The sequence below is a fragment of the Serratia sp. root2 genome (assembly GCF_031931805.1).
GTDB lineage: Bacteria > Pseudomonadota > Gammaproteobacteria > Enterobacterales > Enterobacteriaceae > Serratia > Serratia inhibens.
This window is the reverse complement of record NZ_JAUJXB010000001.1, coordinates 2,619,006-2,639,838: the sequence shown is the minus strand read 5'-3', so window position 1 is coordinate 2,639,838 and position 20,833 is coordinate 2,619,006. Positions and strand designations below refer to the sequence as shown.

At 55.3% G+C, this 20,833-nt stretch carries 12 protein-coding genes and 2 pseudogenes; 11 read left to right on the top strand and 3 right to left on the bottom strand.

All coding sequences use genetic code 11. The features are described from left to right. Position 1: 1 nt before the first annotated feature. Positions 2-217, top strand: a pseudogene (locus tag QZQ97_RS12235) (glycoside hydrolase family 19 protein); the annotation flags it as partial. Positions 218-692: 475 nt separating this feature from the next. On the opposite strand, the gene QZQ97_RS12220 reads toward QZQ97_RS12235, so the two are convergent. Further along, entirely contained in the window at positions 693-1,160 is a 468-nt protein-coding gene (locus QZQ97_RS12220) for a hypothetical protein (protein ID WP_198640727.1), read from the bottom strand. Between the two features lie 319 nt (positions 1,161-1,479). On the opposite strand from QZQ97_RS12220, the pseudogene QZQ97_RS12215 reads away from it, so the two are divergent. Further along, positions 1,480-2,026, top strand: a pseudogene (locus QZQ97_RS12215) (phage terminase large subunit family protein); the annotation flags it as partial. 72 nt (positions 2,027-2,098) lie between these two features. Continuing rightward, on the top strand, positions 2,099-2,371 hold the full coding sequence (locus QZQ97_RS12210) for a hypothetical protein (protein WP_311993634.1): 273 nt from the start codon (positions 2,099-2,101) through the stop codon (positions 2,369-2,371). Positions 2,372-2,845: 474 nt separating this feature from the next. Here the strand turns inward: QZQ97_RS12210 and QZQ97_RS12205 are convergent, their stop codons facing one another. Next, positions 2,846-3,739, bottom strand: a complete 894-nt coding sequence (locus QZQ97_RS12205) for a LysR family transcriptional regulator (RefSeq protein WP_311993633.1) — start codon at positions 3,737-3,739, stop codon at positions 2,846-2,848. 167 nt (positions 3,740-3,906) lie between these two features. Between QZQ97_RS12205 and QZQ97_RS12200 the strand changes: the two genes are divergently transcribed. Beyond that, positions 3,907-5,121 carry an L-dopachrome tautomerase-related protein gene (locus QZQ97_RS12200; RefSeq protein WP_311993632.1) on the top strand — a complete coding sequence of 405 codons (1,215 nt, stop codon included), beginning with the start codon at positions 3,907-3,909 and terminating at the stop codon, positions 5,119-5,121. Between the two features lie 45 nt (positions 5,122-5,166). Here the strand turns inward: QZQ97_RS12200 and QZQ97_RS12195 are convergent, their stop codons facing one another. After that, positions 5,167-6,192: a GlxA family transcriptional regulator gene (locus QZQ97_RS12195; RefSeq protein WP_311993631.1), complete on the bottom strand. Its 1,026-nt coding sequence runs from the start codon at positions 6,190-6,192 to the stop codon at positions 5,167-5,169. A gap of 219 nt (positions 6,193-6,411) precedes the next feature. Between QZQ97_RS12195 and QZQ97_RS12190 the strand changes: the two genes are divergently transcribed. The 7 genes from QZQ97_RS12190 to QZQ97_RS12160 all read left to right on the top strand — a co-directional run bounded on the left by QZQ97_RS12190 (position 6,412) and on the right by QZQ97_RS12160 (position 20,832). Then, positions 6,412-8,310, top strand: coding sequence for a beta-ketoacyl synthase (locus QZQ97_RS12190; RefSeq protein WP_311993630.1), 1,899 nt, complete (start codon positions 6,412-6,414; stop codon positions 8,308-8,310). Positions 8,311-8,427: 117 nt separating this feature from the next. Then, the gene (locus tag QZQ97_RS12185; protein WP_311993629.1) at positions 8,428-8,838 is read left to right on the top strand and encodes a hypothetical protein; all 411 of its coding nucleotides are present in this window, start codon (positions 8,428-8,430) and stop codon (positions 8,836-8,838) included. Positions 8,839-9,003: 165 nt separating this feature from the next. Continuing rightward, positions 9,004-9,702: a hypothetical protein gene (locus QZQ97_RS12180; protein ID WP_311993628.1), complete on the top strand. Its 699-nt coding sequence runs from the start codon at positions 9,004-9,006 to the stop codon at positions 9,700-9,702. A gap of 55 nt (positions 9,703-9,757) precedes the next feature. Continuing rightward, entirely contained in the window at positions 9,758-17,596 is a 7,839-nt protein-coding gene (locus QZQ97_RS12175; RefSeq protein ID WP_311993627.1) for an aminotransferase class III-fold pyridoxal phosphate-dependent enzyme, read from the top strand. Next, a complete protein-coding gene (locus QZQ97_RS12170) occupies positions 17,596-18,612 on the top strand; it encodes an arylesterase (protein ID WP_311993626.1) in 1,017 nt (338 codons plus the stop codon). Before QZQ97_RS12175 ends, QZQ97_RS12170 begins: the two co-directional genes overlap by 1 nt. Position 18,613: 1 nt before the next feature. Further along, positions 18,614-19,684, top strand: coding sequence for a 2Fe-2S iron-sulfur cluster binding domain-containing protein (locus tag QZQ97_RS12165; RefSeq protein WP_311993625.1), 1,071 nt, complete (start codon positions 18,614-18,616; stop codon positions 19,682-19,684). After that, the gene (locus tag QZQ97_RS12160; RefSeq protein WP_311993624.1) at positions 19,678-20,832 is read left to right on the top strand and encodes a fatty acid desaturase; all 1,155 of its coding nucleotides are present in this window, start codon (positions 19,678-19,680) and stop codon (positions 20,830-20,832) included. The genes QZQ97_RS12165 and QZQ97_RS12160 overlap by 7 nt, the downstream gene beginning before the upstream one ends. Position 20,833 lies beyond the last annotated feature (1 nt).

Genomic DNA, 20,833 nt, shown 5'->3' with positions numbered 1-20,833 from the left:
CATGACACAAAAAGAATTTCAACGGGCGGCTGGTATCAGCGCCGGATTAGCTGCGCGCTGGTATCCACACCTGATCGTCACGTTCGCAGAGTTCGGCATCACCAAGCCGGCGGCACAGGCAATGTTTATTGCACAGGTTGGCCATGAATCTGGCGGATTCACCCGTACAGTGGAAAACCTGAACTATACGCCGCAGGGGCTACTGTCTACCTTCGGTACCCACCGCCACCAGAGTGCCAATTTCCCGCAGAACTGGCAGAGCAGACGTGTGGTGCAAAAACGCGAGCAGGTACACCCTGCAAGATGCGCTCTATATACGCTAATAGACGATGCAAGCTTCTCTACTGGCGCAAAGACTGTCGAGGGTAAGGCGAGGCAGCTAGAGGGCTTCTATCTCTGGTTAGAAGCTAAGAAAGCAAAAGGTGGCACACCATGCTAGACCATAAAACTATAGAACAGACCATTGTCCATTTGGCCAAAGAGAACGGCGTCAACCTGGATAGGAAGGATATGCTGGAGATACGCACAAGGATTGCTATGACATTGGCAACGAAGGAGCGGCATCGGCAGAGGATGAACTAACCGACATATCAGTGGAAGAAAATAGCACCTCATAGATGGCAATAACTTTCTAAAATTAGACAGTTGTTGTTATGTAATCGCACGCTGATCCTATCTGTATTGGCGATGTGCTAAGGCTTATCACCAGCCAGCCATGAGACGAGAGCCTCAAATACCGAGTATTTTTCTTTTGTTGGTGCTTTATCTACTCCATACAACGCAAGGTAAGTTCGATTCCTCGCTGCTACTGAAAGGCTATTCCATACAATGGAGTCATTTTTATTTAGGTCAATAAAAACCTTTTCTAAACTTTTGACATCTTCGTAATTGTCTCTCTTGATCATAAGATCATGATATTCTTTGGAATGTTTTATTGCGCTTGCGGATTTTTTCCCAAACTCACCGATAAAAGACAATGCTGATAGGCAAGCAACTAAAATACCAAAAAATTTGTTATTGCCGAGATCAGCAAAAACAGCGGAGCCAGACAACAGAAGAGTGAAACTAATGGTTTTATCTAGCCTGCCCATTAGTGTTCCGAACATTTTTTCTTTGTAATGAGATAGAAAGATAGAGTGTTCAATCTCCCAACGTTCCATGACTGGCTCCGATAGTTATTTTTGACTCGGACGGACGGGGCGTACGCTATCTGTGTGCCGTTTCTCAACATCTCCATTATTAGGATTAGGTTCCGGATTTTTGGGCTGTTGAGGGACTTCTCTATCCCGAGGGTCGCGGGGCTTTTTATCATTCATTAACCTTACTCCAGTACTCGTTATTGCTTTGTTTTTTTGGGAACATACCACATATAGTTATACAACCATTTGGCAATGTTGTGAGGTGGGATGTTTTTCTATGTAACTGTCGTTTCACACATGCTTTCTTAGTCTGAGCAGTTGCCTCATTGAGCTTTTCATTGCAGCTCTTGACCTGCAGATCCGTTTCGATAAAGCGCGCAGTGTGGTTGCTATTGACCCACAGGCGACGAACAGCGACGAGAGTGATGAATCTGGGATTGTAGTTGCCAGTGTTTATGGAACCAGAGACAAAAAACGGTACTCAGTCGATGCTGATTACAGAGGGAAATACTCTCCGGCTGGCTGGGCTAAAAAGATGATGTTCGCTTATGACGAACATGAGGCTGATGCGGTCGTCATCGAAACCAACCAGGGCAGCGATATGGCAGAGGACGCACTGAAAAATGCGGGGTTCAAAGGCCGCATCATCAGAGTTCATGCAAGCAAAGGGAAATACGCTCGAGCCGAGCCAATATCTGCATTGTACGAGCAGGGCCGAGTAGCACATAAAGGGAAACCTCTATGTTTTGGAAAACCAATAAATGGAATATGTCCCAGCAACAGCCAAAAAGTCTCCTGACAGGCTTGATGCTATGGTTTATGCACTGACAGAGCTGGGTGGAAGTCAGCCACTAGGAATGCTAGTTCCGACGCGATTGCGTGGTTGATCTAGTATTTTCTGGCCAATAAATACTCGACACCAATGTGGTATTCTCAACACTCTTAACAAGGAGAATACTATGGCTGATTTATCACCACTTAATAAATGGTTGAAAGTCTCAACTTGGGATACCGGGCATCCAAAAGATGATGAGCGATTCTACAAGGCAGTAAAAGAAACAATTTCAATTAATGACAATCAAACGATGGATCAGGAAGAGGTCCATCAGCATATTGTTGATTTTCACGCAGGTAAAGTTAATCCAAGCAGGCTTGAAAAATTGGCGGAAGATTACTCTGACAGGTTTGCTGTTGTTGTAGATTTCCTCTATGAAAACAATATCAAGATATAACGTTTCTATATCAACATAAGGTCGCTTAAGCGGCCTTTTTTATTGCCTTAAAATCACTAATAGACACTACATAAACAAAAATCTCCAACTGGCCGTTATGCAGAACGGCGGGGACGGAGGTGGTGAGATGACTGTGGTGGCCCCCGTGAAATCTGGCGCGTGTCGTAGGCTACGGGCTGGCAGTGTGGGGCATACATCATACGAGACGGGGAGATCATCGGTTCACCTGAAAGGCCGGTGCTATTCAATGGCCGCAGTTCCGCTGTAAGCATCCCGTCAAAACGAACCATTCACTTTTAGATCTCTTCCGACATTCCTGACTATGTCTCCTGAGCAGATCGCCATGCGCAAAGCCCGATTTACCGAACATCAGAGCATCACCATGCTTAAATCGGGCATGCAGGAGACTATCGATAAACTGGTGGAACATCCTCGATCTTATAGACCGTTCCCCCCTAACTACCCCCAACTCCCCTATAAACACAGCAGTTCGATCATCGCTCGTGTTGCCGGCGATTGGCGGCGATGCGGTGCGTATACCACCGAAAAAGGCCGTGAACGGCCGCGCAAATGCGGCAGTATTTCTACCAACCGGCCGTTTTCCATTCGATCATGAACGATAAATTCATAGCTCTGGCAAATGCCGATACCCTGTTCGGCCAGGGACACCACGCCCAATACGTCATCTGAAATTTCGATGGATGAGCTGGGCAGCCAGTCAACATCACGCTCACCGTCGCGAAACACCCATGGCGCGAGCCGGCCGGTGCGCGGCATGACGAACGGCAGGCACATATGCCGCTCCAATTCTTCCAATGTCTTGGGTGTACCGGCGCGATTGAGGTAGCTGGGTGAGGCGACCAAAAGCAACGCCGCATCCTCGAGCTTTCGCGCGACCAGGCCGCTGTCGGGCAAGTCGCCAAGGCGGATGGCGAGATCAAAACCCTCCGCGACCAAATCGACATTGCGATTGGTGATATTCAACTCCACCCGGACTTGCGGGTACTGCTGGGCAAAGCGCGCCAGCAGCGGTGGTAGACGGTAGTGCCCATAAGTAGTGGGCACGCTTATCCGCACACGGCCGGTCAGTTCGCCTTCCAGCCCCTGGATCTCGCGCCCGGCGTCGTCAAGCTGCTGAAATGCCGATCGCGCCTGCTCCAGGTAGAGCCGCCCGGCTTCGGTCAGGCCCAGGTGGCGGGTGGTTCGATGCAGCAATTGTCGCCCCAGGCGCGTTTCAAGGCGGGAAACGGCCCGGCTCAGTACGGAAGCCGTGGTAGAAAGCGCCACGGCTCCCGCAGTGAAAGAACCTTTCTCGATCACCGCAATGAAAGCTTCTACATCCCCAAGGTAGTCAAATTTACGGCTCATCTTATCCTCTAAAGAACAAATCTTTGTCCATTAAGCCAATTTATCACCCTGAGAGTTATGAATACAATTTTCCTGTTCCTTATCAAAGGGGGGAATTTGCTACAGCCTCGCCAAAAACGCCTGAACCCCCATTCACCGCTTTTCCTTACATTCAACGGAGCACGTTTATGCCCAAACATTTCTTTCGTCTTTCCGCCATGGCCATAGTGGCTCTGCTGTCTTTCGAAAACGCGGCGATAGCGGCGGATTCACCACCCCTCGAACGCTGGCGCAGCTATACCGGCGTGAGTTGGGAATCACCCAAAGGTGGCAAAGATCCGGCTGCTTTTTCCGGCTCGGTCAACGCGCCTATCGCCGGTATTCATTTCGATAAGCAAGGCACCGCGTTCGTGAGTACGCCGCGCCTGGTGTCCGCCGCTGCACCTGCCACATTGAGCATTCTGGACACCCGCACCACGTCCGGGCCTGCGCACTTGGTGGCATTCCCGTCCCGCGAAGGCAACGCCGTGAATGCCGCGCCGGAACAAAACCTGCGTAATGTGCTGGGCTTTTATGTCGATCGCGAGAACGGCTGGTTGTGGGCACTGGACATGGGCTTCGTCGCCGGCGAAGCCGAGGCTCCGGCCGGCTCGCAGAAGGTACTGGTGCTGGATCTGACGTCCGGCCGAACGATCAAGCGCATCGGCCTGGATGGCGTGGCCGACCGCAAGGGCAGTTTCCTGAATGATATTGTCGTCGATGAGCGCCGTCGCGTCGCCTATATCTCCGACAGCGGTTCGCGCAGCGCACCGAACAATAAGGTCGGGTTGATCGTGGTGGATTTCGCCACCGGCAATGCCCGCCGGGTACTCGACCGGCACGCGAGCCTGCAGGTTGAGGCGGGCGTGAAGGTCATTGCGCATGGCGCAGACGTTTGGCCGGGTAACCCGTTACTGATTGGCATTAACGGCATCGCCTTGTCGCCGGACGGCCGCACGCTGTATTGGACAGTAACGACAGGCACGCACGCTCATGCGGTGCCGACCGAGATTTTGCGCAACACTGTAGCCACAGATGAACAGATTGCCGCAAAAATCCAGGATCTTGGCTCCGTAGGCGGTAATACCGATGGCATCGTGACCGACGCCGTCGGCAACCTTTACATTACCGACGTCACCCGCAATGGCATCGTGAAGTTTGATCCCAAGAGCGGGGCGATGTCGCTGCTCGCCGCTGACGAGGGCGTACGCTGGCCAGACACGCCTGCTATCCAGCCAGGAGGGGATCTTATCTTTACCTCGAGCAGTTTGAATGACCACTTTGCGGGAACCGTTAAACGGGGTGAAGAGCGTTACGACCTGTGGCGCTTGCCATTGAGCGAACGCCCGGCAAAAGCTGACTGATTGAGCATGAGAGGCGATTGGGGCCCCTTGCGGGGCCCCGTCAGGTTAAAGCCCTGATTCAGTCTCGGAGATGGATTGTTCAGTACGGAACATCTTGGCGCGAACGGTTTTGCGATAATCGCCGGGCGAAACGCTGGAGATGCGTTTGAACTGGCGATTAAAGTGCGCAATATCCTGATACCCCACCAGAACGGCAATTTCTTGAATACTCAAATTGGTCGTTTGTAACATATTGATTGCGGACTCAATCCGAACTTTTAATAGATATTGCAAGGGCGAAATATCGGTCGCATTTTTGAAGCGGCGGTTAAAGTTGCGCAAACTCATGCCTACCATATCGGCGAGTTTCTGCATCGGTAAGTCTGTCGTGCAATTTTCCTTTATCCAGGTTTGGATCTGGATAATATCCTCGTCAGGATGAGGCTTATTTTCTTCTCGGTAACACAGGCGTTCAAAGTGGCTGCGGATCTCGTGGAAGAAAGTCCGTTGCGTATGGTTTGCCACTTTTTTACCGTAGGTGGTCTCAATAAAATGAATGGTGAGGTCGGAAAGGGCCTTAACGCTGGCTGCACAGAAAATATTCTCGGACTGGGTGATGAAGTATTTTGTTTTTAAATTGACCTCGGGATAATCATGTGCGAACTGTTCGAAATAGTGCCAGTGGGTGGTGGCCGGTTGGTCATCCAGTAACCGGGCTTCCGCCAGGAAGCAGCAACCGGTCCCGACGGCGGCTATCCTTGTGCCTTTTGCCGCCTGTATTGTCAGCCACCGGGTGATGGCCGTGTTTTGTCTTACGATAGGGCGCGGATTGCGCCAGATGGCGGGCAGATAGATGATATCGTAATCGGCATCGTCTTCCAGTACGTCATCGGCAATCAGGCTAAAACCGCTGTGTGTCGGTATAGGATTTTTATTAATACTGATCGTGCTAATACTGAGGATGTTTTCGGGTTTACATAAGGTAAGTGCGTATTTATCTTGATTTTTCTGATTGTTTCTTTGTTCTGCGAAATAACTGCTCGTTGCTGCTTTCCACATTTCTATTGGCAGGCTGAGGCCGGAACTCAGCATGTGCTCACACAATACAAATCCTATCTTTGTATTTATCATTTTCCAATCAATACCTGATTTATTATTGGATTATTACTGCTACACCTGTCTTGGCCAAAAAAGTCTGCATTTTGGCCGGATTTTCATAATAGCTTTTGTCCACGCTTTGTAAACTGATATCTGTAAATTATCTAAAGTAAGTGAAGGCATAACGATGCCGCAGAAAGGCTAGGATACGCTATGGTCAAGTTACCTGTCATAACCGCATTCGGTGGCTACGGGCCCGCAGGTCGGAGCTCTTCGCACCACGCGTTTCGTCGCATGGTCATGGACGCTTTGCCGGAGGACCAGCAGCAAGAGACGCTATTATCATTAGCCGTGCTGATGGGATTGCTTAAATATCAGGATGGCGGCTACCGTAACGCGGAAGGGAATATACGCTCAGTCGCACAGGCCGCGGCTGAAATAAAAGAAGCCGTGTTGCAAGGCACATTGATCAGAAAGATCGCCAAAGAGTATTTTGACGTCGATGCCGTGGCCAGCCATGCCAAATTGAATATGGCGGCGGGTGCCGAACCTTTGAGTTTTAATATACCCAGCCGGCAGGTGCCCCAGCCTTTGCCGCAAGGATGGCGGGCTGAACCGCTCACGGACGATCTGGTGCGCATTACCGTTCGGGGCGAGATGGATTGCAAAATTGACGTTACCTTGCGTACGGAAGCGCAAGCCGCCGGCCAGTTGCCGCAGGGATTCAGGCCGGGTGACCATTACAGCTCGCAGTTTCATCCCCGTGCGTTGCAGATGGCTATCGTCGCGGCTTCCGATGCCATTAATGCCCTGGGGATCCCGTGGAACGAAGTCCGGGCGGCGATTGCGCCAGACCAGTTGGGGGTGTATTCCGGCAATATTCTGGGGCAGCTCGACGACCAGGGGTTTGGCGGTATGCTGCAATCGCGTCTGAAGGGCCACCGCGTCAGCGCCAAACAGTGCCCGCTGGGCCTGAACAGCATGTGCGCCGATTTTTTGAATGCCTATGTATTGGGCAGTGTGGGGCACACCAGCGCTACCTTGGGCGCTTGCGCCACCTTTCTCTACAACCTGAATGCCGCAGCGGAAGATATCAAGGCGGGCAGGATCCGCGTGGCCATCGTAGGGAGCGCGGAGGCGCCGATCACCTCGGAAGTGATCGAGGGCTTTGATGCGATGGGGGCGCTGGCGACGGAGAGCAAGCTCAAACGTATCGATGGAACCGAAACGGCAGACTGGCGCAACAGCAGCCGCCCGTTCGGCAACAGCTGCGGTTTTGTGATTGCCGAGTCCAGCCAATATATTGTGCTGATGGATGATGAGCTGGCGTTGCAGCTGGGGGCGGAGATCCACGGTTCGGTGAGCGATGTTTTCATCAACGCCGACGGTTATAAACGCTCTATCGCCTCGCCGGGGCCGGGCAATTACATCACCATGGCGAAGGCTGTCGCCTCTGCCGTCACGATGGCCGGGTTGGAATGCGTACAAAAAGGTTCTTTTATACAGGCGCACGGTTCCAGCACGCCAAAAAACTGCGTGTCTGAAGCCGAGATCTTTGACCGCGTCGCCGAAGCCTTTTCCATTGACGAATGGCCCGTCACGGCGGTGAAATCCTATCTGGGGCACTCATTAGGGCCGGCGAGTGGCGATCAGTTGATGAGTTGTTTGGGCACCTTCAAGTACGGCATCTTGCCGGGAATCAAGAGCCTGTCTCAGGTATCGCCGGAGGTGAATGACGCACGCTTACTGATCCCGACTCAGGATCGGCCTTTGTCTGCTGAACAGGCACAGATCGCTTTTATCAACTCGAAAGGGTTTGGCGGAAACAATGCCACCGGCGTGGTCTACTCGCCGCAACTGACGGTGCAGTGGTTGCGCAAACGGCACGGCGAACAGGCCTTTGCCGACTACCAGCAGCGTAGGCGGCAGGTACAGCAACAGGTGGCGGCTTATGATACGGCGGCCTCACGCGGCGAACTGAAGGTTATCTATCTTTTTGGGCAGCATGGCATGGATGAGGCCGAGGTTGAGATCGACATGGACGGTATCAGAATGCCGGGATTTGAACAGCCGATTCATTATTCCAAGGTTAAAGTATTTACAGACTTTTAATTACACTGCTTTATAAATTTATCGAGTTAACGTTATTCAAATAAATGTTTTTTATAAAGGTGCTTGCGATTACGTAAGCACCTTGTCTATGTGGTGATAATAATCAGGAGAAATAAAGTGGCTAATCTCGGTGAGATGCTGATTGCCTTTGGTTGGAGCGGTATTGTGGTGGGTATTATGATGGGAGGCTTAATGGGGATGTATGCCTTTAAGGGGCCGTTTCGGGCACCTAAAGGGCACGAAAATTACACCGATTTAAACCGCAGGATGCTGAGACTGGCGCATATCGCTTTTATCATGCTGCCCTTGATATCAATGCTTTATGGCATGAGCATTGACACCTTACAGGTTCCGTACGTTTACAAGTATTATGCGGCGATATGCATGGTCATTCTTTCCGTGGGTATCCCTGTATTACTGATTGCCGCCTGTTTTTACTTACCTTTCAAATATATTCAGGTTATTCCTTTTAGTTGTGGGATGTTTGCATTAGTTGTTATGGCAGTAGGCAGGGTATCCGCCCTGTAATCTATCAATCCTGATCTTTATATTGAGATGCTAATCATGGAAAAGTTACTGAGTGCGCGCCAACTCGGCAGAGACGCTATTGCTGCAACGGTAGAAAAGAATAACTATCAGCGTAATCATAAGTTCGCAAAGATATTAATTGATCGCGTTGAATCGCATCCTTTGATGACAAACCCTATTTTGTCAAAAATGAATAGCGGTGAATTTAATCTCAACCAGATGAAAGTATTCCATCTGGAGTTTTATCATGCTTTTGCCCAGGTCTTTACCGATGCGGTGATCGAAGCGCTGAGCTCGGCCAAACAGCTGGAAGGCCGCCTGGGTGCCCGGGCAAAAATGGCCGCGCGTTTCCTGCTGCAGATTAACCTGCTGGACGAACTGGGCTTCCACCCGGGGACCGGCAGCGACGGCAGCTACAACGGGCAGCCTGCGTTGGCGCACTATGTGCAATTCTTCAATACCATTGAACAGCTGGGCATGAGCGAGGACGAGGTGAAAGCCTGGATGCCGATGTCCAGCTCTGTGGCTTGCCGTGCGACGTTTGAAAATGCCTACGGCGATTACCCGCAGCTGGTAGCGCTGCTGGCCGTTGCGGAAACGGTGTTCCATGATTTTGCGACGCCTTGGGCGAAGAGCGTGGACGTGGCGACCGACATCGACGTCTCCCGCGGTTATCACAGCATTCACGTAGAAACGGAAACCGGAGAGTCGATTGAAGACGGCCACTCTGAAGATGCCTGGATTTTATTCTGCCAGGCGATAACGGAAGATCGTTTTGAGGAAATGGTACAACGCGTAGATCTGTGGCTGAAGGTATGGAATGACTTCTGCAACGATCTGCTTGCCGGCCGTGCCGCAAAATAATTTCGGGATAATTTAACTTTTCATATTTTATATTGAGAATAAAGAGCTAATCATTATGCCGTCTCATCAGTTGTTTAACAGGGGATTTAATTCCTTCAACCAACTATTGCCCGAGCTTGCTGTTCGACATACCGACAAGACGGCATTTGAGTTTTTTCGAAGTGCCAAAGAAATAAATAGCCAAAGCTACAGACAATTGCATCAGCGTGCCGCATCGCTGGCCAGCGCACTTCAGCAATACGGTCATCGGGGCGACAGGGTTATTTTACTTTATCCCGATGGCGAAGATTTTATTGGCGCTTTTTTCGGGTGTCTTTATGCCGGCATGATTGCCGTTCCTGTTCCTATGCCGGCCAAAGCCTCAGGAAGTGCGTGGGAACGTTTCAGTGGGGTTTTACGCAATGCGCAAACGGAATTTATCGTCACCACAGGGAAAGGCGCTGAAACCTTAATATCGCTCAGCTTACCGCTAGCGCCGTTAATTTTTACCTTTGATCAACTGCCCGCCGTGGCATTGCCGGCGGGATATCGCCTACAGCATCTCGATAACCATTTTTCAGGGGAGTTTAGTCCTGCACCGGTTAGCGATGACGATCTGGCTTTTTTACAATACACCTCGGGTTCAACCGGTGCGCCAAAGGGGGTCATGGTCACTCATGGCAACCTGTGGGCCAATTCTCAGGCCATTCATCACTATTTCGGTCACCACCATGAAAGCCGCGGCATGATATGGCTGCCGCATTTCCATGATATGGGGCTTATCGGCGGTCTGCTTCAGCCGGTATTCGGGGCATTCCCTTGCCGGGTGATGTCGCCGATGATGCTGATGAAAAACCCGCTTAACTGGCTAAAGCAGGTGTCGGAGTACCGTGCGACGACCTCGGGCGGCCCTAATTTCGCCTACGATCTCTGCGTCCGTAAAATCAGCCCGCAGCAGGCCGAAGGGCTGGATCTCTCCCGTTGGGATGTGGCGTTTTGCGGTGCGGAGCCTATTCGCCCAGCCACGTTGCGCGAGTTCAGTGAACACTTTGCCCCGGCCGGTTTCCGCGGGCAGGCGTTTTTACCCTGCTATGGCATGGCGGAAACCACGCTGATTGTTACCGGCAGGGAGAAAGGGCAGGGGATGGCGGTCGCCGAAGAAAAGACGGGGGATGTCGTCAACTGTGGCGAAGCGTTGCCCGGCACAGATGTACGCATTGTCGATCCCGACACTCTGCAACCGCTTGCGGCCGGGCAAACCGGCGAGATCTGGTTACGTGGGCCCAGCATTGCGGCCGGCTATTGGAATAACCCGGCGGCGACGGAAGCGACCTTCCAGGCGCATATCCAATCTGATCCGGTGCATTGGCTACGCAGCGGCGATCTGGGTTTCCTGCAAGCGGGGGCGCTGTACGTCACCGGGCGTGTGAAAGAGCTGTTGATCGTCAATGGGCAAAACCATTACCCGACGGACATCGAGGAAACCATCAGGGGAGCAGATATTTTGCTGGCAGACGCAACCGTTTGCGTCTTCGCCACCGAGATTGCCGAAACGGAACAAGCGGTCGCTTTGCTGGAGATCCCGGAGCGTCTCAAAGAGACCCTGGATACCGCTGCGTTGAACCGGCGTTTGAATGCCGTGGTGGCCGAGCGGCACGGCATTACCCTGGGAGAATGGGTGTGGGTCGGCCGCCGGGGCATTCCACGTACTACCAGCGGCAAATTGCAGCGTACCCGCGCCAGAGAGATGTACCGGCAAAATGCGCTGGCGGTGCAATGGCGTAGCAGGGCCGTACAGCTACCGTCTGCCCAGGCTGCCGATGTTACCCCACACAGCGTACCTGCCCTGGCGTCGCTCATCGCCGGCATCATCGGCACCGCGATCAACGGCACCGTCGGTGAGCAGCAGTGGGATGAGGCCTTTGCCGCCTTTGGTCTGAACTCGTTACAGGCCGTTGGCGTGATCGGCGAGTTGGAACAACATTTGGGGCGTGAGCTGTCGCCGGCGCTGATTTACGATTATCCGACGATCAATAAACTGGCTGCGGGCCTGTTGCAACCCGCTGAGCGACCGGAAGCACCCGCGGCGGCAGTGGCCGGCCAGGATATCGCCGTGATTGGCATGGGGGTTGAACTGCCAGGCCACAGTGGTGTGCAGGCGCTATGGTCGATGTTGCAACAGGGGCAAAGTACCACGGGTGAAATACCGGCTCATCGTTGGGCCGACTCTGCACTCAGCGGTTTTAACCGCAAGGGCAGCTTTTTTGCTCGCGTGAGCGATTTTGACGCCGGTTACTTCGGTATTTCGCCGCGCGAGGCGGAGTATATCGATCCGCAGCATCGTCTGCTGCTGGAAACCGTGCAACAGGCACTGACCGATGCGGGGTTACAGGCTTCGGCACTGCGGGGAAGCGATACCGCGGTGTTTATCGGCATCAGCGCCAGCGATTATGCCCTGGTCTCGGGCGACCGGGTTTCCGCTTATAGCGGGTTGGGTAATGCGCACAGCATTGCCGCCAATCGAATATCTTATCTTTATGATTTTAAAGGGCCCAGTATCGCCATAGATACTGCCTGCTCATCGTCGCTGGTGGCCATCGACGGGGCCATGCAAAGCCTGCGATCGGGGCGCAGTTCGCTGGCCATTGCCGGCGGCGTGAATCTGGCGCTGACGCCGCATTTGCAAAAGGTCTTCACCGAGGCGCAGATGTTGGCGCCGGACGGCCAGTGCAAAACCTTTGACGCGCGCGCCGATGGCTATGTGCGTGGCGAGGGGTGCGGCATCGTTGTTTTGAAACCCCTGGCGCAGGCATTGGCCGACGGCGACCGGGTTTATGCCACCTTGGTTGCCAGCGCCATCAATCAGGATGGCCGCAGCAACGGCATCACGGCGCCCAACGGCCCATCGCAGCAGGCGGTGATCGCACGGGCGCTGGCCGAGGCCGGCATCGACAGCAATCACATCGACTATGTGGAGGCGCATGGCACCGGCACTGCGCTGGGTGACCTGATCGAGTATCAGGCGCTGGAAGCGGTGTTTGCCGAGCGTAGCCAACCGGCACCGGTTCAGGTGGGATCCGTCAAGACCAATATTGGCCATCTTGAAGCCGCCGCCGGCGTGCTTGGGGTGGTGAAGAGCGCGTTGATGTTGCATAACCAACAGCGCGTGCCCCATTTGAATTTCCAGCAAAAAAATCCGCATATCGCCGCCATTAGCCGTCGGGTGGCGGTAGCGGGCAGTCACTCCTGTGCCTGGGAATCTGCTGCGGGGCAACGTTATGCCGGCGTCAGCAGCTTTGGTTTCGGCGGGACGAACAGCCACGTGATACTGCGTGATTGTCCGCAGGCCGCGAAGCGCGATGAGGCGGCCCAGCCGCTGGCGCTGCTGCTGGTGGCCTCGCACGAAGAACAGGGGTTCAGCGCGCAGCGTGACGGCATTTATCACACCTTGCAAATGCAACACGACGTTGACGTCCCGGCCTGGTGTCGCCTGGTCAATACCCGTTATGACCACCCGCGCTATCGTGGGTTTGCTTTTGGCGCCAACCGCAGGCAATTGGCGGAAAACCTGGCGCAACTCACCGCGAATAAAGTGGAGAAACCGCGCCCGCAGGTCTGGCTCTTCCCTGGGCAGGGAACGCAGCAAATCGGTATGGGGGCGGCCTTATACCAGCATCTGCCGCACTACCGCACGCGTTTCGATAGTTTGGCTGAGGTGGTTCAGGAACGGTATCACATTGATATTCGGCAAGTGCTGGATACGCAGGACGACAGTTGGCAGCATTGCGCCAAAACCTGCCAACTGGCTCTGTTTGCCTGCAGCTATGCCACGGCGGACAGCTTGTTGCAGTTCGGGCTACGCCCGGCGGCGGTGATTGGCCATAGTCTGGGCGAGTATTGCGCTGCGGTGATTGCAGGCCAGATTTCGCTGGATCAAGGGCTGGCGATGGTTCATCAGCGCGCACTCCTGATGAGCAACCTGGAGCAGCAGGGCGCGATGGCGGTGGTGTTCAGCGGCGAAAACGAGGTTCGCCGCTGTATCGCCCCCTGGGCCGACGATATTGATATTGCCGCGTTCAATACGCCGACGCTGACCACCATCACCGGCAGTTCGCCGGCGATTGATGCCTGCCTGCAGGCGATTTCAGCGCAAGGCGGCCATGCCAGACGGATCAAAACCACCAACGCATTCCATTCTCACCTGATGGATCCCATCTTGCCGGCGTATCGCCTCTGGTTGACGCAGCATATTGATTTTGCTGAGGGGAATATCCCTTTCTACAGCAATCTGGACGCGTTGCCGCGTCGGTATACCGATGCCGACTACTGGAGCCAACAAATCCGGCAGCCCGTTCATTTCCTGCAAGGCATACAGGCGCTGCGGGAGGACGGGAAATACACCTTTGTGGATCTGAGCGCCGACAGTTCGCTGGGCAAGTTTGTCGCCGCCACCGATCGCAGCCAACCGATTTTGGCGGCCGCTGATCATCGCCATGAATACCAATCACTGCTGACGCTGCTGGGTTCGTTGTGGCAGCAAGGGCATGACATCGACTGGTCCAGGCTGTATCGCGCAACAAGCCGCGAGGCGTTGACGCTGCCGGCCATCCAATTCTGTCGGAAAACCTATTGGTTGGCCGATGAAAAGCCAACGCTGCCACCATCTTCATATGAGGACGCTATGTCAAAACAACATCAATTACGCGCCGAAATCAAAGCGATCATTGCCGGGTATTTGGGAGCACCGCCTGAGACGCTGGATGATGATCTGCCCTTCCTGGAAATGGGGGCCGATTCGCTGGTCTTGCTGGATGCGATCAATACCATCAAGGATCGCTATGGCGTGGTGATCCCGCTGAGATCGCTGTTTGAAGAGTTGAACACGCTGGAGGCGGTGATCCATTACGTTGTGGAGCGTGCGCAAGTGGCGGAGCCTGAACCGGTCGCCAGTGAAAGCCGGGTTGTGACGGTAGTGCCGCAAGCCGAAGCCGCGGCGGCACCCGTGCAGCCCACCGTGCTCGAACACGAATGGGCCATGCCGGCAGCGGCCCCGGCCGCGTTGCAAGGGGTGATTGCGCGGCAATTGGAGGTGATGTCGCAACAGTTGCGCCTGTTAGGCGGCGGCCATGCTCAACCGCTTTCAGCACCCGCGTTGCCTTCGGTACCGGCAAGCGCGCCGGTAGAGGCACTTCCTGCACCGGCCGTGGCGAATAACGTGGTGGGCACCGCTGCACCGGCCAAAGCCGGCGCCCACAGTAGCTGGTTTAAAAAGGAAACCAAGAAGACCTCATTAGGGGCCGAGCGCGATAAACACATACAACAGTTGACGCAGCAGTTTGTCAGCAAAACTGCCGGCTCCAAGCACAATGCGCAGCAGTACCGCGCTGTGCTGGCAGATAACCGGGCATCGGCGGGTTTTCGTTTATCCACCAAGGAAATGCTGTATCCCCTGGTGGGCGTACGTTCGCAAGGTTCCCGCATTTGGGATACCGACGGTAACGAGTACGTTGATTTCACCATGGGGTTCGGCGCCAACCTGTTGGGGCATGCACCGGAGTGTGTGCAACAGGCCGTTGCCGCACAGCTGGCGCAAGGCATGCAAATCGGGCCGCAGAGCGCTCTGGCCGGCGAGGTTGCGACATTGATAGCGGAACTGACGGGCCAGCAGCGCGTGGCTTTCTGTAACTCCGGTTCTGAAGCCGTCATGAGCGCGGTGCGCCTGGCGCGCGCCGTAACGGGCAAGAATAAAGTGGCGTTGTTCAGTGGCTCTTATCACGGCGTTTTCGATGGCATTCTGGGGCGCCAACAGGGGGGCGAAACGCCGGAGCGGGCAGTGCCGATTGCCGCAGGGACGACGGCGTCTCTGGTCGAGGATCTGCTGGTGCTCGACTACGGCAGCGAAGAGAGCCTGGCTTTGATCGCCCACTATGCCGATCAACTGGCTGCGGTCATCGTGGAGCCGATACAAAGCCGCTATCCCGATCATCAGCCGCGCGACTATTTGCATGCGCTGCGTAAGCTGACGGCCGAGCGCAATATCGCCTTGATGTTCGATGAAGTGATTACCGGTTTCCGCCTGGCTGCCGGCGGCGCTCAGGCGTATTACGGTGTCCAGGCCGATATTGCCACCTACGGCAAGATTGTCGGCGGCGGCATGCCGATAGGCGCCATTGCGGGTTCGGCGCGCTTTATGGACAGTATTGATGGCGGTTTCTGGCAATACGGCGATGAGTCCTGGCCGCAATCCGAACTGATTTTCTTTGCCGGGACCTTCTCAAAACATCCTCTGACCATGGCGGCCAGCAAAGCGGTGCTCGATTATATCAAGAGCCACCCCGGGCTGTATGACGACATCAACCAAAAGACGCATTACCTCGCGCAGACGCTCAATACCTGGTTTGCCACGACCGGCACGCCGATCGAAATCGTCTCGGCGGGCAGTTTGTTCCGTTTCAAATTCAGCGGTAACTACGACATTCTGTTCCACCACCTGATGCTGCGCGGCATCTTTATTTGGGAAGGCCGCAACTGCTTCGTGTCCACCGCACACTCTTCGCAAGACATCGAGCACTTTATCGCGGCGGTAAAAGAGAGCGTTAATGCCATGCGCGTCGACGGTTTCTTCGGTGATGCCGGTTTGCACCCCGATACGCCTTACCCGGCCGCCGACAGCCAGCAGCGCTTTATGCTGCTGGCCGCCAAAGACGAAAGCGGGCTGTGCGCGGGCAACATTGGCTGCGTGGTGGAAACGGCGCGTGTAATCGAGGGCTCACTTCTGGCCGAAGCCTGGGCGCTGCTGAGCGAACGTCATGATTCCTTGCGTATGCAGTTCAATGACGCGGGGGAGTTGCGGGTGGTTCCGGGCGGGATCACCGTCGATTTTATTGAAGAACGCAACGAGTCGGCAGATGTTGCCGCAAGGCTGGCCGAGTTTGCCGCAAAACCCTTCGCATTGACGGCAGCGCCGCTGGCGCGCGTCTTGTTGCTGAGCCAGCCCGGCCAAACGGCCCTGGCGTTGACGGCGCACCATACGGTGGCGGATGGCTGGTCATTCATGGTGATGCTGCGTGAACTGCTGCATATCTACGATGCGCTGGCGGCAGGGTTTTGCCCTGAGCTGTCGGCGGCGCCGAGCTATCAGCGCTTTATGCGTGCTGAAAAGAAGGCCAATGACGCAGAGGTTGCTCTGCGGCTGGCCGCTATACCACCGCATCGTTTTGATCCCGCCAATGCGCTGCCGGTGGTTTTGCAAGTCGCGCCGTACCAAGGCCGGCGTTTGAAACAGATCCTGGCTTACCCGAACTTGTCGGCCCAACTGCGTAAAGTTGCCGCGGAACTGCGCACGACCCGCTTTGTGATGTTGAACGCGCTGTTTGTCTCGACGCTCGAGAAGTTCATTGGCGGCTCTCTGTTGCCGGTCGCCGTGCCGGATGCCGGGCGTGACTTCGAGAACAGCGAAGGGCTGGTCGGCCAATGCGTCAGCCTGTTGCCGTTGTGCTTCAACAGTGCCGAGAGCGCTTCGTGGCCTGAATTTGTCGTTAAGGTGCATCAGGCGGTACTGGCGCAGCGTGACGCGCCGGCATTGCCGTCCCGCTGTTTCCATGGCGAGCAGGCGCCTCTGCCTCTGCTTGCCACGTTCAATGTCGAGCCGCCCGCGCCGTTGGCGGAAATGCGCCAATGGCAGGCCAGCCTGTCAATGTTGCCGGTCAACGCGGTCGAATTCCCCTTGATGATGAACGTGGTGGAAATGGCCGATGGGCTGTCGATTGAACTTGATTATCAAGCGCGCTATTTCACCGAGAAAGCCGCTTCAGCGCTGCTGGAGCAGTATCTGGCTGCGATCGCGGTTCTGGCCGAGCAAGGTGTGAGCACCATAAATCAGCAGTTTTATTCACCGGTTGCCGTGGAAGCATGATGAAAAAGTTGATGGGTATAGCACTGGCTGTCGCTGTGCTGGCGTATGTAATCAATCTGCTGTTTGACGCAGGCGCGTTCTACCGCGTTCAGGATATTAACCTGCAGCAATGCCGAAAAATCTCGGGGATCAGCGGGGCGGAGGATATCGCGCCGCTGAAGGAGGGGGGCGCGCTGGCCAGCAGCCTGAATCGCCACGATAAGGCGCCGGGCGCGCTCTATTACCTCCAGCAGGGGCAAGCGCCCCTGCGTTTGCCCGGCGACTATCCGCCTGAGTTTTACCCGCATGGCATCGATGTGTGGCAAAAGGATGCAGAGACGTGGGTTTATGCAGTGAGCCACGGCTCTCAGGGGGATCGCATCGAAACCTTCCGTTTTGAGCGGGCGGTGATGCGGCTGGTTTATCAGCCTGAGCTGTCGCGCAGCGTCGGCAAGAATATCAATGACATCAGCGTTATTGATCAATCCCGTTGGCTGCTGACGCGCGACCACGCCTATGCCGGGGGACTTGGGCGTGCGGAAGACTATCTGCGCCTGCCTCTCGCCAGCGTCTTGCTGGTCGACGACGCGGGGGAGCATACGCTGCTTGATGGGCTGCACTTTGCCAACGGCATTTACTACAACCCGCAACGGGAGCGACTGTATGTGGCGGAAACCACCAGCGGCGCCGTGAGCAGTTGGGCATGGCGACCGGGTGAGGCGTCACCCGTTTTGCTGGGGCGGTTCACCGGGTTGCACGGCGTCGACAATATCATGCCCGAGGGCGATGGTCTGTTGGTGGCAGCGCATCCGAAACTGTTGAAATTATCCGCCTATCAAAAGGATGCGCAAGAGCGCTCGCCATCATTGGTCTGGCGATTGGCGTTAGGCCCGCAGGGCGCGGTTGAGCGCTCACAGATTTTTTACCAGAGCCACGGGCAGGCGCTGGCGGCGATCAGCGTGGCGGCCCCGTTCGACGGACAAATCCTGATGGGCAGCGTATTCGACGATGGATTGCTGATGTGCGGAGAGCGATAACATGCTGAAGAGATGGTTCTCACGCCGTCGCACCTTCCAGGGGATGCTGGAGGGGCAAACGTTCACCTTGGCTGCGGGGGAAACGGTGCTGGAAAGCGCACTGAAAGCCGGCGTGGCCTTGCCTTATAACTGCCAGGTGGGATCTTGCAAATCCTGCCTGTGCCGGGTGGTCAGCGGTGAAGTGCGTTCGCTGGTGGATCTCGGCTATTTGCTCAGTGCCGAAGAAATTGCGGCCGGCCATGTGTTGGCTTGCCAGTGCCTGCCCCAATCGGATTTAACCCTGATGCCGGCTGCCGTAGTGACGCATTGGGTGCCTGCTCAGATAAAGCAGGCTACCCCTTTGTCAGCCTTGGTATGGCGGATCACCCTGTCGCCCGAGCAGGCTATGCCCTTCCTGCCCGGCCAGTTTTTCCAGCTTTGCCACCAGCCGGACACGGATGTCCGCAGTTATTCGGTGAGCTGGCTCAGTAGCGCGCGGGAGATTGTCGTGGATGTCACGCTGAGAGAGCAGGGACGCCTCTCTCCCTTTTTATGCGGTCAGAACAACATCGGGCGCACCCTGTGGCTTTCTGCCGGCAGCGGGCATTTCGGGCAAGCGGATGACGGGAAAGGGCCGTTGCTGGCCATAGCCAGCGGTTCAGGTTTAGGGACCACGCTGGGGCTGGTTCGCGCGGCCCTGGCGCGTAATCCCTATCGGGCGGTGATGCTGGTGCATGCCATTCGCAAACGGCAGGACAAGTTCGACGTTGCCGAGCTGCAGCGGTTGCAGCAACAACATCAGGGCTTCCATTACCTGCATGCGCTATCGCAAGAAAGCGAAGGGCACGCGCACGAGCTTGCCGGGCGCTTTACCTCCTGGCTGGAGGAGTGGCGCAGTCTCTACCCGCACCAAAAGTACGGGCTGGGGGCTCACGGCTGGCGGGTGTTGATCTGCGGTAACCCGGGGTTGGCGCAGGCGTGCCAACGGGGGCTGCTTGCGTCCGGGGTGATGGCGCAACATATCCAGACAGACTGTTTTTCTCCCGCCAGCGCTGAGCAAAAAATCTCGAATAATAAGGAGTTAGTATGTTGAGTTACCTAAGGTTTGCCTTGGTGCCACTGGTGTTTTTGCCCATGACTGCTGCGGCCAATGTGCTCGGTGGCGGGTGGATACTGGCCGCCATGCTGTGCGTATCCTTAAGTTATTTGATCTTCGATAACCTGACCAAAGTAGATACTGCCGATCACCAGTATAGGTTCACCGCTTTGCTGGCGCTGCTCCCCTATCTGCAACTGCCTGCCGCCTTGCTGGCATTGTTTACGTTGATCTGGCAGGCGGCGCCGGGCGATTTGTTGGGGTTTGGGGCCGGGATCTCGGCGGCGACAGGGTGGGATGTGTCGGCCTTGCACGGTATGCGGACGCCAGAATTGCTGTTGGCCGCCGTATCCACCGGTTATACGCTGAGCACCAATACGGTGGTGGCTCACGAGCTTATCCACAAAACCCAGAGCCTGTTGGCGATGACCGTTGGGCGCTGGTTACTGGCATTGGTTGCGGACGCGCAGTTTTCCATTTCCCACGTGTACTCGCATCACCCCAATGTGGCGACCTATGCCGATGGGGCTACGGCACGCCGTGGCGAGCATGTTTACCGTTTCTTCATCCGCTCTTCACTGTCGCAGTACCGCGAGTCTTGGCAGGTGGAACAGCAACGGCTAAAAGGCCAGGGCAAGCGGAGTATTACGTTGGGCAATAGGGTGATTCGCGGCGTCATCATGAGCTTGATGATCCTGGCCGCCTGTTATGCGGCGGCGGCGGGGCGCGGATTACTCGCTTGCCTGGTGGCCATGCTGGTCTCCAAGTTCTTGTTTGAAACCGTCAACTATATCCAGCATTACGGTTTAATCCGGGTTCCCAACACCCGCGTTGAGCCAAGACACAGCTGGGATTGCAACAATCAGGCTTCTTCTGCCGGCCTGTTGAATCTGACGCGCCACTCGGATCACCATACGAATCCACGTCGGGAATACTGGAAGCTGCAAGCGCACAGCTATGCGGTGGGGATCGATCATGGCTACGTGGCGCATATCCTGTATGCGTTGGTGCCGCCGCTGTGGTTTAAACGCATGGACGTAAAACTGGCGTATTGGGATCGGCATGTCGCGACGGAGGCTGAAAGGGCCCTTGTTCGGCAGCTCGATAAACGTCAAGCGGCGCAAGATGCGCCCGCGCAAATCTAAC